This window comes from Pseudomonas sp. P105, from assembly GCF_032614175.1.
In the GTDB taxonomy this organism is placed as follows: domain Bacteria; phylum Pseudomonadota; class Gammaproteobacteria; order Pseudomonadales; family Pseudomonadaceae; genus Aquipseudomonas; species Aquipseudomonas rhizophila.
In genome coordinates this window covers 4,193,045-4,205,860 of record NZ_CP126693.1, presented here as the reverse complement: position 1 = coordinate 4,205,860, position 12,816 = coordinate 4,193,045, and the positions used below count along the sequence as shown (strand labels likewise).

Sequence of the window (12,816 nt, the reverse complement as noted above, 5' to 3'; positions counted from 1 at the left end):
TTAAAGGGCTGTAACGGCTTTTAACTAGGCGATGAACGGTATTTATCCATAGATTTTTACGTTTAACTGGCTTCAAGTGTGTCATTTTTGGGCTAACTTTTTTTTGACGCATTGGCCGTTCGTCCCTTTTCTTGCGCTTTGCAAAGCCGCTGCTAACGTGCAGAAAACGACCCTCTATCCAACGCCGCCCTATCGCCGAGAAACACATGCTCCGATACCTCAAGGAACTGTTGCTGGTGCTGTACTTGATCAGGGGATATGACTATTACCTTGATCGTCTGAATGCCTTGGGTTTGGGATTTGCCACGTTGCTGTTCGGCGCGATGTTCGTGGTGTTGGTGGTGGCGCTGTGGATGAGTGCGTACATCCGCCAGACCTTCGTGCGCCACTTGTTTGCCTTGGCGATGTTTGGTTCGGCGGTGTTTTTCGAGGTTTACACGAGGGTGACCGATAGCTATCTGACGTACAGCCAGTTTGTGTCGCTGGTGTATTCGGGTGGTTTTATCGGGGAGGCGGCTTCGCAGTACCGCGAAGTGATTGTCAGCGCCGCCACCGGTGGCCTGTTGCTGCTGCTGGGACTGGGTCTCAAGCCTCGGCGGTCGGTGTCATTGCCCGGTTATTTGCCAATCGCCGCACCTGTGTTGGGTGTGTTGTTGCTCAGTGGTGTTCTGTTCGTCCGGGCGGGCGAGGGCGCACGGGGGTTGCCGGTGATGTACACACCGCTGGCCTATCTGAATCTGTTCGTTTACGAAGCCCTGCACAACACCGTCGGTCCTCGGGAGCCGATCCGCCTGACGCGGCCAACATCGCCGATCGAGCATGATATTGTGCTGATTATCGATGAAAGCGTCGCTGGGAATTATCTGGATATCAATACGCCGTTCGGCGTGCACACCGGCCTCAAGACCCCGCCCGATGGGGTGCAGGTGTTCAATTTCGGCTACGCGGCTTCCATTGCCAACTGCAGCGCCGACACCAACGTCACCTTGCGTTACGGCGGCACCCGGGCCGATTACGTGCGCATCAACAGCACGTTGCCGTCGATCTGGCAGTACGCTAAAAACGCCGGGTTGCGCACGGTCTATATCGACGCCCAGCGTACCGGTGGTCACCTTCAGAACCTGATGACCGACACCGAAAAAAACGATATCGACGACTTCGTGCAGTTCGACCGCACCCCGGTGTTCGAGCGAGACATGGCGGTTGCCGCGCAACTGATCGAGCGGCTGGGCAATGACCGGGCCGAGCTGGTGGTGGTGAACAAGCTCGGTGCGCATTTTCCCGTGCATGACAAATACCCGGATGAGTTCATGAGCTATCGTCCCGCACTGCCGCGTGGGCGCTTTCTCGAAGTCGCCGATACCGGCCAGCGTGACGGTTTTGATGGCCGGACCCATGACTGGGAGCTGTACCGCAATGCCTACCAGAACACTTTGCTGTGGAATGTCGGAGAGTTCTTCAGGCGGATCTTCCAGCAGGCCGATTTAGGCAACGCCGTGCTGATCTACACCTCCGACCACGGCCAGGACCTTCACGAGCGCGGCAACCCTGGGCTCAATACCCACTGCGGCGGTGATCCGGTGGCGGAGGAAGGGCTTGTGCCGCTGGTGGTCATAGAAGGCGCGCGCTTGCAGACCCTGGATTGGCAGCGGGCATGGGCACAGAACAAGGACCGCTCCAGCCACTACAACATCTTCCCGACGCTGTTGCAGTTGATGGGGTACGACCCGGCCGGTGTTGAAGCGACCTATGGGAAATCCCTGAGCCAGCCGACCGAAGACGCCTTTACCTTCAACTACCGCTTCAATGCGCGGCTGGGGGCGATGCCTGAATGGAAACACATCGACCTCAAGCACATTGTCACACCAGGCCCGGTTCAGGCCGAGATGGCGGCGGGTCAGGCGGGATCGATGTTGAAAGTGCCGCCGTCATCGCGAGCAGGCTCGCTCCCACAGTAGTCCGAGTTGTCCGCAGGTCTTGCATGCCGCCGCAAATCCCCTGTGGGAGCGGGCTTGCTCGCGAAGGCGGTGTGTCGGTCGGGATCGATGTTGAATGTGCCGCCGTCATCGCGAGCAGGTTCGCTCCCACAGTAGTCCGAGTTGTCCGCAGGTCTTGGATGCCGCCGCAAATCCCTGTGGGAGCGAGCCTGCTCGCGAAGGCGGTGTGTCGGTCGGGATCGATGTTGAATGTGCCGCCGTCATCGCGAGCAGGTTCGCTCCCACAGTAGTCCGAGTTGTCCGCAGGTCTTGCATGCCGCCGCAAATCCCTTTGGGAGCGAGCCTGCTCGCGAAGGCGGTGTGTCGGTCGGAATCGATGTTGAATGTGCCGCCGTCATCGCGAGCAGGCTCGCTCCCACAGTAGTCCGAGTTGTCCGCAGACCTTGCATACCCCACAACCCTGCGGGGAGGGGGCTCACTGGGTTGTGGCGATCGGGCCGAGTCGGGCCGGGTCGTGCAGTAGGGAGAATCCCAGCTCGCGCAATGTGCGGCCGATGAAGCGTGAGCCCACGTCATTCAAGTGTGCGTCATCGCGGTACAGCAACTGCCCGTCCATGATCGGGCTGCATAGCCCCGCTGGGCAGATCACTTGATTGGGGTCGATAAAGCGCACCTGGGGCAGTCTGGCGCGTATCCCCTCCCAATACGGCGCGGTGACGTCCAGCGGTGCCGAGCATGGGCGATCGGTGCCGAACATCAAGCGGCGCACGGGGCAGGTCGCTGCATTGTCGATGTTCTGGTTGCGCAGAATCACGATGACCTGGCCGGTGTTGTTCGCCACGTGCTTGATGCTCGCTTCGATAATGTGCGCAGCCGACGCATCTCTGGGCCAGGCGCCGGCCAGCACGACGTATGGGTAGTGATTCTGCTTGATCAGCTCGAACACCCGGTCGTTGCGCGCCATGCAACGGTCGCCATACGCCTCGGACACCTCGGTGGCATAGCCGAAAATCGGCGGGCAGGCGTCCAGTGTGTAGTCCATTAATCTGATGCCGTTGGGTTTGGCCAGGATATCGACCATGCCCGTGAAATGATTGGCGAACGAGTCACCCACCATCATCCCGTCCAGTTGCTCCTTGTGTGCACCGAGCTGGCAATCCGGATCAGGTTCGGCGCTGTACCGCGCACTGGGCATATGGCAACCGCTGCGAAGCCTGTTCGGTTTGCTCAGCGCCATGGCCTCGAGCCTCGACACTTCAGGCGCAAAACGCTGTGGGAAGCCATTCCATTGCAGGCTCAAGGTCGCCAGGACGGCCAGCCCCAGGGCCGGGACCATGAATCGGCGGACCAGTACGCGGGGAAACTGCAATTGCGCGCCAGTGCGCCGAAAGGGAATTTCGACATACCGCCAGGACCACCAGGACAACAGAATCGACACCAGCACCAGTGACATGCCCACAGAAAGGGTTATCTCGATGCCCAGGTAATTCAGGTAGGCAATCAACGGCCAGTGCCATAAATACAGCGAATAGGAAATCAGGCCTATGAACACCATGGGCCGGTTGGTCAGCAGGCGGGAGCGAGCCTCACCGCTGCCGGCCAGAATCAGCAGTGCCGCGCCCAGGCAAGGTATCAGCGCATTGACGCCGGGGAAGGGGGTGTCCCGGCTCAGGGCAGACAAGGAAAAACTAATCAGCCCATACCCCGCCGCTGTATAAGCCAGCACTTCTATCCTGCCGAGTGTACGTGGCTGATAAAGATAGATACCCAGTGCTCCGCCCAGCATCAGCTCGAAAAACCGTGTGGGCAGCAGGTAATAGGAAGCCGTGACGAAGACGTTCGTGGCGTATTCAGAAAGCCCCACCGCCGCCACGATACCGACGGCCAACACCGGCAGGACATAACGCGGTGTCAGGCGATAGAGCATCAGGATCAGCAGCGGCCAGATCACGTAGAACTGCTCTTCAATCCCCAGGGACCAGGTATGCAGCAGCGGCGCTTCGCTGGCATCGGCGGCGAAATAGTTGCCGTACTTCATCCAGATATAGATATTCGAGACCCCCAGCAGGGAGAACAGCGCACTGACGTTGAGCCGCGTCAGGTCGGCGGGGGAAAGGATGAAGGCCCCTGCGATCACGCTCGCCAACAACACAGTGACCAGTGCGGGCACGATGCGATTGATGCGCCGCTGATAAAAGCGCTTGAGCGAAAAGGTGTTGCCCTTGATCTCGGAAAACACCTGGGAAGTGATGAGGAAACCCGAGATGACGAAAAAAATATCGACCCCCACGAACCCGCCTGGCAGCAGGTCGGCGTTGAGGTGATGGATGAGTACGGCCAGCACTGCAATACAGCGAAGCCCATCGATATCGAGGCGATATTTTGTTTGAGGCATGTCGGCGATCGTCCTTGAATAGGAGGCAATCCAGGTGCGTCATGTTTATGACGAATGGGCCGACTTCATGTAAACGGCACGTATTAGTCATTGATTGATAGCTGGAAATTTATGCTTTGCAAGGCGTCGGGCAAAACCAGGCGGGGCAGACGACCAGCGGTGTTTGCCCGTCGCCTGAGCGCATCCTTGGTCTGCCCGTCACCCAACTCCGCTATCCTGAGCCTCACGTTTACCCATGAGCCTTTTCATGCTTGAAGTTCGCGACGTATTTAAGAGCTATGCCACGCCGCAAGGGCCATTGCCGGTGCTGCAGGGTATCGACCTGACGTTGGCCCCTGGCGACAGCCTGGCACTGATGGGTGAGTCCGGCAGCGGGAAAAGCACCTTGCTGCATCTGGTTGCCGGTCTGGACAAGGTCGACCGTGGCAGCATTCGCTTTGGCGAGCGCAGGCTCGACGGCATGAGCGAAAGCCAACTGGCAAGCTGGCGACGTACACAGATCGGCCTGGTGTTCCAGCAGTTCAACCTCATCAGTAGCTTGCCGGTGGAGGATAATCTGGCGTTCCAGGCGCGTCTGTGCGGTCGCTATGACCCTGCCTGGCAGACCCATCTGGTGCAACGGCTCGGCCTTTCGCAACTGCTGCACCGCTATCCCGAACAACTGTCCGGCGGCCAGCAGCAACGGGTGGCATTGGGGCGGGCACTGGCCTCCCGGCCGCCCTTGTTGCTGGCCGACGAACCCACCGGCAGCCTCGACGAAGCCACCAGCGACGAGGTGTTGCAACTGTTGCTGGAGTTGCTGGACGGCAGCCCGACGAGCCTGCTGATGGTGACCCACAGTCCCCGGGTGGCGGCCCGTCTGAGCCGTCGAGTGGTCTTGCAAGGCGGACGTCTGGCGCAGGTGGCCCAAGGGTGATGATCCTTCGCCAGACGCTCAAGGCCTTGCTCAGCCATTGGCGCCAGCACCCGGTGCAGTTTTTCAGCGTCCTGACCGGGCTCTGGCTCGCCACCAGCCTGCTCACTGGCGTGCAGGCGCTCAACAGTCAGGCCCGGGACAGTTACGCTCGAGCCAGCCAACTGATTGGTGGCGAACCCCAGGCCAGCCTCAGTGCGCCCGGCGGCGGCACCTTTACCCAACAATGGTTTGTCGATCTGCGTCGCCTGGGATGGCCGGTGTCTCCCGTGTTGCAGGCTCGGGTGACGCTGCAGGGGCACGAGGATCAGCGCCTGCAGTTAATGGGCATCGACCCGGTGTCTTTGCCCCCCGGAGCGGCAGTGGCGGGGCAGGTCCGGGAGATGGCAGACGTGGTGGAGTTTTTCACTGAGCCTGGCCGCACCTGGATCGCTGCGCAGACCTTGCAGGCCTTGGGGCTGAGCGAGGGGGACCGGCCCCGGACGGTCGATGGACAATCCCTGCCACCGTTGTTTGTCCAGGCGGACATGGCGCCCGGCGTGCTGCTGATGGACATCGGCTTCGCCCAGCAGGTGCTTGGACGGCCGGACCAGCTGTCGCGCTTGCTATTGCCTGCCACGTTCAACGCGCCCTTGCCGACGGCGTTCAACGGCCGGCTGCAGTTCAAGCGCGCCGATGAAGAAAACAATCTGTCACGCCTGACCGAAAGCTTTCACCTGAACCTCGACGCCTTGGGGGTGCTGTCCTTCGTGGTGGGGTTGTTCATCGTTCACGCCGCCATTGGCCTGGCGCTGGAACAACGCCGCAGCTTGCTGCGAACCTTGCGGGCCTGTGGCGTCAGTGCGCGGTTGCTGGTCACCAGTCTGGCCCTCGAACTGGGCGCCTTGGCCTTGCTCGGCGCAATCGCAGGAGTGCTCAGCGGCTACTGGCTGGCGAGTCTGTTGTTGCCCGATGTCGCGGCGAGCCTGCGCGGCTTGTACGGCGCCGAAGTGGCCGGCCACCTGAACCTCAGCCCGTGGTGGTGGCTCAGCGGCGTGGGCTTGGGCTTGCTCGGTGCGTTATTGGCCGGCGCCGACAGTTTGCTGCGGGCGGCGCGCCTGCCGCTGTTGGCGCTGGCCAATCCCCAGGCCTGGCATCAGGCCCATGCCCGCTGGCTGCGGCGCCAGGGGTGGGTGGCGACATTGGCGGGGTTGCTCGCGGTATCGGCGTTGATCTGGGGTGACAGCCTGGGCAGCGGTTTTGTCTTGATGACGGCGTTGTTGCTGGGCGCTGCCCTGGCTTTACCGGTGTTGCTCAGTGGCACGCTGAAGTTGCTGTTGCGCCGCAGTCGTTCGGTACTTGGGCAATGGTTTCTCGCCGACTGCCGTCAGCAATTGCCGACGCTGAGCCTGGCACTGATGGCGTTGCTACTGGCTCTGGCGGCGAATATCGGTGCCGGCAGCATGACCGCAGGTTTTCGCCAGACCTTCAGTGACTGGCTCGAGCAACGGCTGACCGCCGAGCTGTACATCAATCCGCAAACCCCGGCCCAGGCGGGCGAGCTGCACGTCTGGCTCAAGGAGCAGCCGGCGATCAGCACGATATTGCCCAACTGGCAGGTCTCGATTCCTTTGCAAGGCTGGCCGACGGACATCTACGGCATCATCGATCACAGCGCCTATCGTCAGCATTGGCCGTTGCTGGAGTCGGTTTCCGACAAGCCTTGGGAGCAACTGGCCGGGGGTGACACGTTGATGCTCAGCGAACAACTGGCCCGGCGTCTCAACGTGAATATTGGCGATCGATTGACGATCCCGACGCCCCAGGGACCCTGGACGCCGCGCCTCGTCGGGATCTATGCCGACTACGGCAACCCCAAGGGCCATGTGCTGGTCAATGCCGACCACTTGCTGCGGCATTGGCCGCAACTGACGCCGAACCGCTTCAACCTGCGCATCGAACCCTCCGCGATCCCTGCGTTGCTGACGGCGTTGCAGGCCCGGTTCAGCCTGGATGACAGCCGAATTGTCGATCAGGCGCGGCTCAAGGGCTGGTCGACGCAAGTATTCGAACGCACCTTCGCCGCCACCGCCGCCCTCAATAGCCTGACGCTGGCGGTGGCCGGGGTGGCGTTGTTCATCAGCCTGCTGACCCAGAGCCAAAGCCGCCTCGGCCAGTTGGCGCCGCTGTGGGCGCTGGGGGTAACGCGCCGGCAGTTGATGTTGCTCAATCTGGGCCAGACCTGGCTGTTGGCGCTATTGACCCTGGTACTGGCCTTGCCACTGGGCATCGCCTTGGCCTGGTGCCTGGACGCGGTAATCAATGTGCAGGCCTTCGGCTGGCGCCTGCCGTTGCGGGTATTCCCGTGGCAATTGGCGCAGTTGCTGGGCCTGGCGATGCTTGCCACGCTGCTGGCATCGGCCTGGCCGCTGTATGCGTTGTACCGCACGCAACCGGCGGATTTGCTGAGGACCTTTGCCCATGAAGATTAAACTGGGCTTGATGCTGATAGCGCTACTGCTCTGCGGTTGTGATAACCGGCAACCGCCGCCGAAGGGCTTCGCCGGCCTGGGTGAGCAGGCCGGCGCATTCACGCCCGTGGTGCCGGGGCGGGTATTCAGTTTTCCCGTCGATCATGGTGTTCATGAGGGGTTTCGCATCGAGTGGTGGTACGTCACTGCCAATCTCAAGGATGCTGAGGGCCGCGATTACGGTGTGCAATGGACGCTGTTTCGCAGCGCCCTGAACGCCGCGCCCCAGGCCAGCGGCTGGCGCAACCAGACGATCTGGCTCGGTCATGCCGCGGTCACTTCCAGCGCCGTCCACCATGCCGCCGAGCGCTATGCACGGGGCGCAGTGGGGCAGGCCGGGGTGCAGACGACTCCTTTCGACGCCTGGATCGATGACTGGCGGTTCGCTACACAAGCGTCGGGGACCGATCCATTGGCGGACATGCAGCTCAAGGCCAGTGGCCCACACTTCAGTTATGAGTTGCGCCTCACGTCGACGCGTCCGCTGGTGCTACAGGGCGATAAGGGGTTCAGCCAGAAATCCGAACAGGGCCAGGCGTCGTACTACTACAGCCAACCGTTCTTCCAGGCCAGCGGCCATGTGGAAATCGATGGCCAGCGTTATACGGTCAGCGGCCCGGCCTGGCTCGACCGCGAATGGAGCAGCCAGCCACTGACTGCGAACCAGACGGGCTGGGACTGGTTTTCCCTGCACCTGGACAGCGGCGAGCATGTGATGCTCTACCGCATGCGCCACAAGGAGGGGGCGCCATACCTCACGGGCACCTGGATCGATGCCCAAGGCCAGGCGCAGACCCTGCATGCCGGGCAGATCAGCCTTGAACCACTGGACACCGCCGTGGTTGCCGGGCGCTCGATGCCGGTGCGCTGGACGATCAAAATCCCCGGCAAGCGACTCGACATCACCACCGATGCCTTGAACCCCAACGCCTGGATGAACCTGCGCATTCCCTATTGGGAAGGGCCGGTGCACCTGAGCGGCAGCCACGGCGGCAACGGTTACCTGGAAATGACGGGCTACTGAGAATCGCCGGAACTCCCCGGGAACCTCGACCCTCATACCTTATGAATGCCTCTGAGGAGTCCGTCATGAGCGATGACCTCACACTTCCCTCGCTGGCCGACTGGCAGCGCTTGTTCGACGACAAGACCTACTGGCAGCAGTCGCCCGACGTCCATTTCACCGAGCTGATGCGGGTGGCCGATGACCTGTTCGGCCAGGGCGCTATCGACCTGGCACAGTGGCAGGAACTCAAGGCCAAGGCCGAACAACTGCACCATCGTTCACCCGACGCCAACGTCGCTGAAGAAGTCGCCGATCCTGACGCCTGACGCGCAGGCCCGAAAAACCAAGGAGTTCGCCATGAAACCCAGTGATCAAACGTCGCACAATCCAGACGAGCCGGCGATGCCGGGTGAGGTGGAGCGTGACAACGACGCCCTGCGCCCCAACGATCCGGCTAAACGCAAACAGCAGGAAGGCGATACTGAAGCGGGGGAGACGGATGCACAAAAGACCGCGCGACAGGGCTGAGGATTGATAGACCGCGCGGTCTTGAAAACGCATTTGTTAATGCTGCTTTACTTGCCCGGTCTTGTTCGGCGTAGCGGATATGTTTTTTTTATACTGCTGTTGGATTTTGTATAGCTGTTTGTATAGCTGTTATTGATTGGGCGTTAATAATGACGACTAAAGATAAATAATTATTTAAACAAGCTCCCGGACATATTTTGCAAGTTCCACTATTATTATGCCCGTTCGCCCAGTGTCAGGCTCTTTACCAGTGCATGGAATGCCGAGGCCGTCGCACTGGGCGAACACCATCCTGAATCAATATCTATCGACGATTATCCAGCGACCGGTGAACGCCAGTCATCGGAGCCCGACGTGCCGCTGACTTCGTGGGTCCAGGTGATCTTGCGGTAGGTGAAGTGCACATCTTCCAGATGGGTGAAGTGCGCGTTCGCCGGGTCCTGGCAGTTGAGCATGTAGTCCTTGATATCGACGATGATCGCGTCCTCCAGAGTGGTGGTGTAGTAATGCTCCTGGGTGCCGGCCGCCGAGGTGCGGTACCACTGGATCTCGACTTTGGTCAGGCGTTCTCCGCAGGTCAGGGCCGCCAGCAGCAGCGGCGAGGCCTTGTCGAACACCTTGGTGATGACCAGGGGTTTATGCACGCGCTGGCCGGTTGGCTGACCCGACTGAGGATCGCGGGGGATGATGACCTGGTGCTCGAAGCCTTGCACCATGACTTGATCTTCGTGACCTTCCTGGTAGGTGTTGCCCACCGAGTCGGCCGTAAAGGCGCCGGCAGTGATCAGACCTTGTTTGGTGCCTTCGATGGACATGTAAGCGGGGGTAGCCAATGGATGCTCTCCTTGCGGGATAACTAAAGGGACCTGGGAAGGGAATCGTCCCCAGGTGGCCTGACGGTTATCAAGAGCTATGCCAGCTTCTATAAAAGCTATGTATATCAATAGGTTGGGATTAATCGCCAGTCCATGAGCGCTCCGGCTACAGAGGAATGCGCGCGAGGAGTTGCGTAGTTGGCAAGCCGGATGCGCAATTTCTTACGCATTCGGCTTTCCGGTTTTCCTACATTCCCAGGGCGGACATGCACTCATCCATCGAGCGCTGTTGCGTTTCGGCATACAACTGCAGCTCATCGATGGTCGGTTGTCCCAGCGCTTGCTCGAATGCCTGGCGATTGGACTGTCCGGCGTAGTGAATTTGAGCGGCATCGCCGAGGTTCGACTGGAAGATGCCGGCGGCGCTCACTGGCAGGAAGTCCTCGTACACCAGGGGTTCGGCGTGGAGGTATTGCGCTTCCAGCAAGCGTTCCAGCGAGACCGGTTGCTTGATCGTGCCTTTGGCAGCGAGGCCCTTTGGCGTCACGAAATAGCGAAAGTACGCCAATGCCTGTCGACGCAGCTCATCGTGGTTATCAGGGAACTGGGCAAAATGCTCGGTCATCAGTGCGTTATAGCGTTCGGCGTTGGCTTCGTTGGGAAACGCCCCCAGCGCATCCCGAGCGGCGTTCAGCAACTGATCGTAGAGTGCGCGACCTTTCGGGGTGAGGGCGGCGCCCCGTTGCTCGATTTCGCCGAAGCGGGCGCTGTGGCTGCCTTGGGAGTGGGGCTGGTCGGTGAACGCTACAGGTTCGTCGAGCGCCTTGAAGCTGGTCTGCCGCAGCAGGATCGGGCACTGCCGACGGGGCGGGCCTTCGACGACTGCCTTGGGGGTGATGCCGTGCACGGGCATCTGGGCCTGCACGATGTCGATGTCCAGGGTGCGTGGCGTCAGGTGATTGATGTGCGGGCCCTTGAAAGCCACCACGTCGGCGATCAGCCGATGCTGGGCGCTCAGTTGCCGATATTGCTCGGCCGTGACGGTGGCGCTGTGGTGCCAGCGAAAGGTTTCCAGGGCTTGCAGGACGAAGTCATCAGCCTGTGGTTCGGTCAGACCCCCTTGGCGTTCAGCGAGGTCGATGAGCTGGAGCGCCGTGGAGGTGAAGATCTGGCGCTTGTTCAGTACCGATTCGGCAAAGGCCCGAAGCTCGGCGTTTTCGATCAGCTCCAGACGCAGCAACGAGGTAAACACCCGGAACGGGCTGACCTGCAAGGCGCTTTCATGCACGGCTCGAAATGCCGTGGAATGCACAGGCACCCCGGCGGGCGTGAGGTCGTAGTAGCCCACTGGCTGCATGCCCATGACCGCGAACAGACGCCCCAGGGTTGCCAGTTCTGCGGCGGTGCCGACACGGATCGCGCCGTGGCGCTCCAGGTCCAGACGCTGGAGTTCACCGGTACTGCGCAAGTGTTCGGCCAAGTGCGGGTCGTTGACCAGCACCTGGGCATTGGTCTGTTCCACCAGGTTCATCAGTGCCCCGTACAGCGGCACCTCGTCGCGGTACATGTCGGACATCGCCTTGGAGAAGCGTTGGCGGATCAGGTCGGGACTGACGAAGCTCATTGTGAGAATTCCTGGCGCAAGCTGTGGGAAAGTGGAAGGAAAGATCGCAGCCTTCACCAGCGTCGACAAACGAAGAATCTTCAGGACTTCATTCTGTCAGGGACTGATCCGCCTCCTTCACCGTGGCTCAGGCAAGCCTTGAAGAGCGGCATCAAGGTCACTGGCCCAGGCCCTTGAGAAAGTCGCGATACAGCGCGGCGGTTCTCCCGGGGCGCTCGACCATGGGCATATGGCCTACCCCCTCCCAGATTTCCACACGCAAGTCGGCGATGCCCTTGCTCCATACGGGCACACTGCTGACGTCAATCAGCCGGTCCTTGCGACCCCAGAGCAGCAGCGAAGGCGCGCGGATGTCGGGCAGGCGCGGCTCCATCGGCGGGCTGGCGCGAAAATCCACGAAGATCTCTTCCAGTTCATCCCGGCGCTGCTCATAACGCTCGGCCAGCGCCGCCAGCACCACACTCGGCACCCACGGCGGCGAGGCCATCGTCATCGCGTAGAACGGAGCGAAGTCGTCCCGCGAGCGCACCAGAAACGGGTTGTGGCCGGCTGCCAGGTGCCGCTCCATGTCGCTGGGTTCGGGCGCGGTGACGCCGGCCGGGTCGATCAGGGCCAGGGTGAGTATCCGGTCCGGGGATGTCGCCGCCAGCCAGGCGGCGAGATGACCGCCCATGGAGTTGCCGATCACATGGACCTTGTCCAGGCCGCAGGCATCCAGCAGTTCGATCACCCGTCGGGCCTGGGTCGGGATGTCATAACCGCCGCCGGCCTTGAAGCCGGTTTCGCCATGACCGGCCAGGTCAGGAATCACCACCCGGTAGTCGCTGACAAAATGCCGGGCAAAACGCAGCCAGAGGTTCTTGTCGGCGCTGTAGCCGTGCAGCATCAATATGCTGCCGGACGCTTCGTAGGGCCCGCCTTGCCAGGTCGACACGGTCATCTCGCTGATGGGCACCGTGATCTTGTGCAGTCGGTACAGACGCGCTTCCAGGGCCATGCCCATGTCGTACAGCACATGGCCGATGCCTGGATACGTCAGCCAGCTCCAGGCGATAAACACGGCGAGGACTACCCACAACACCAACATG

10 protein-coding genes are annotated in these 12,816 nt (G+C 61.1%); 6 read left to right on the top strand and 4 right to left on the bottom strand.

What is annotated here, in order from left to right:
- Nucleotides 1-206 precede the first annotated feature (206 nt).
- Nucleotides 207-1,958, top strand: coding sequence for a sulfatase-like hydrolase/transferase (locus QOM08_RS18800; RefSeq protein ID WP_173406753.1), 1,752 nt, complete (start codon nt 207-209; stop codon nt 1,956-1,958).
- A 454-nt stretch (nt 1,959-2,412) separates the two neighbouring features.
- Here the strand turns inward: QOM08_RS18800 and QOM08_RS18795 are convergent, their stop codons facing one another.
- Complete coding sequence (locus QOM08_RS18795) at nt 2,413-4,332, bottom strand: acyltransferase family protein (protein ID WP_316911982.1); 1,920 nt, start codon at nt 4,330-4,332, stop codon at nt 2,413-2,415.
- 247 nt (nt 4,333-4,579) lie between these two features.
- On the opposite strand from QOM08_RS18795, the gene QOM08_RS18790 reads away from it, so the two are divergent.
- The 5 genes from QOM08_RS18790 to QOM08_RS18770 all read left to right on the top strand — a co-directional run bounded on the left by QOM08_RS18790 (nt 4,580) and on the right by QOM08_RS18770 (nt 9,289).
- Nucleotides 4,580-5,248 (top strand): ABC transporter ATP-binding protein, encoded by a 669-nt coding sequence (locus QOM08_RS18790; RefSeq protein ID WP_047228530.1) that lies wholly within the window; start codon nt 4,580-4,582, stop codon nt 5,246-5,248.
- The gene (locus tag QOM08_RS18785; RefSeq protein ID WP_316911981.1) at nt 5,248-7,716 is read left to right on the top strand and encodes an ABC transporter permease; all 2,469 of its coding nucleotides are present in this window, start codon (nt 5,248-5,250) and stop codon (nt 7,714-7,716) included. Before QOM08_RS18790 ends, QOM08_RS18785 begins: the two co-directional genes overlap by 1 nt.
- Nucleotides 7,706-8,779, top strand: a complete 1,074-nt coding sequence (locus QOM08_RS18780; RefSeq protein WP_316911980.1) for a lipocalin-like domain-containing protein — start codon at nt 7,706-7,708, stop codon at nt 8,777-8,779. Before QOM08_RS18785 ends, QOM08_RS18780 begins: the two co-directional genes overlap by 11 nt.
- Before the next feature lie 65 nt (nt 8,780-8,844).
- Nucleotides 8,845-9,087: a hypothetical protein gene (locus QOM08_RS18775; RefSeq protein WP_047228527.1), complete on the top strand. Its 243-nt coding sequence runs from the start codon at nt 8,845-8,847 to the stop codon at nt 9,085-9,087.
- Nucleotides 9,088-9,118: 31 nt separating this feature from the next.
- On the top strand, nt 9,119-9,289 hold the full coding sequence (locus QOM08_RS18770) for a hypothetical protein (protein WP_171061341.1): 171 nt from the start codon (nt 9,119-9,121) through the stop codon (nt 9,287-9,289).
- Nucleotides 9,290-9,603: 314 nt separating this feature from the next.
- Here the strand turns inward: QOM08_RS18770 and QOM08_RS18765 are convergent, their stop codons facing one another.
- From QOM08_RS18765 to QOM08_RS18755, 3 genes are all read right to left on the bottom strand, one after another.
- Nucleotides 9,604-10,122 carry an Hcp family type VI secretion system effector gene (locus tag QOM08_RS18765; RefSeq protein WP_047228526.1) on the bottom strand — a complete coding sequence of 173 codons (519 nt, stop codon included), beginning with the start codon at nt 10,120-10,122 and terminating at the stop codon, nt 9,604-9,606.
- 229 nt (nt 10,123-10,351) lie between these two features.
- The gene (locus tag QOM08_RS18760) at nt 10,352-11,728 is read right to left on the bottom strand and encodes a VOC family protein (RefSeq protein WP_316911979.1); all 1,377 of its coding nucleotides are present in this window, start codon (nt 11,726-11,728) and stop codon (nt 10,352-10,354) included.
- A 157-nt stretch (nt 11,729-11,885) separates the two neighbouring features.
- A complete protein-coding gene (locus QOM08_RS18755; RefSeq protein WP_274090734.1) occupies nt 11,886-12,815 on the bottom strand; it encodes an alpha/beta fold hydrolase in 930 nt (309 codons plus the stop codon).
- Nucleotide 12,816: the final 1 nt, after the last annotated feature.

What these genes read in the sequence shown, in the direction of transcription:
- QOM08_RS18800 (WP_173406753.1), top strand. Translation starts at nt 207, where the DNA reads ATGCTCCGATACCTCAAGGAACTGTTGCTGGTGCTGTACTTGATCAGG.
- QOM08_RS18795 (WP_316911982.1), bottom strand. Translation starts at nt 4,332, where the DNA reads ATGCCTCAAACAAAATATCGCCTCGATATCGATGGGCTTCGCTGTATT.
- QOM08_RS18790 (WP_047228530.1), top strand. Translation starts at nt 4,580, where the DNA reads ATGCTTGAAGTTCGCGACGTATTTAAGAGCTATGCCACGCCGCAAGGG.
- QOM08_RS18785 (WP_316911981.1), top strand. Translation starts at nt 5,248, where the DNA reads ATGATCCTTCGCCAGACGCTCAAGGCCTTGCTCAGCCATTGGCGCCAG.
- QOM08_RS18780 (WP_316911980.1), top strand. Translation starts at nt 7,706, where the DNA reads ATGAAGATTAAACTGGGCTTGATGCTGATAGCGCTACTGCTCTGCGGT.
- QOM08_RS18775 (WP_047228527.1), top strand. Translation starts at nt 8,845, where the DNA reads ATGAGCGATGACCTCACACTTCCCTCGCTGGCCGACTGGCAGCGCTTG.
- QOM08_RS18770 (WP_171061341.1), top strand. Translation starts at nt 9,119, where the DNA reads ATGAAACCCAGTGATCAAACGTCGCACAATCCAGACGAGCCGGCGATG.
- QOM08_RS18760 (WP_316911979.1), bottom strand. Translation starts at nt 11,728, where the DNA reads ATGAGCTTCGTCAGTCCCGACCTGATCCGCCAACGCTTCTCCAAGGCG.
- QOM08_RS18755 (WP_274090734.1), bottom strand. Translation starts at nt 12,815, where the DNA reads ATGTTGGTGTTGTGGGTAGTCCTCGCCGTGTTTATCGCCTGGAGCTGG.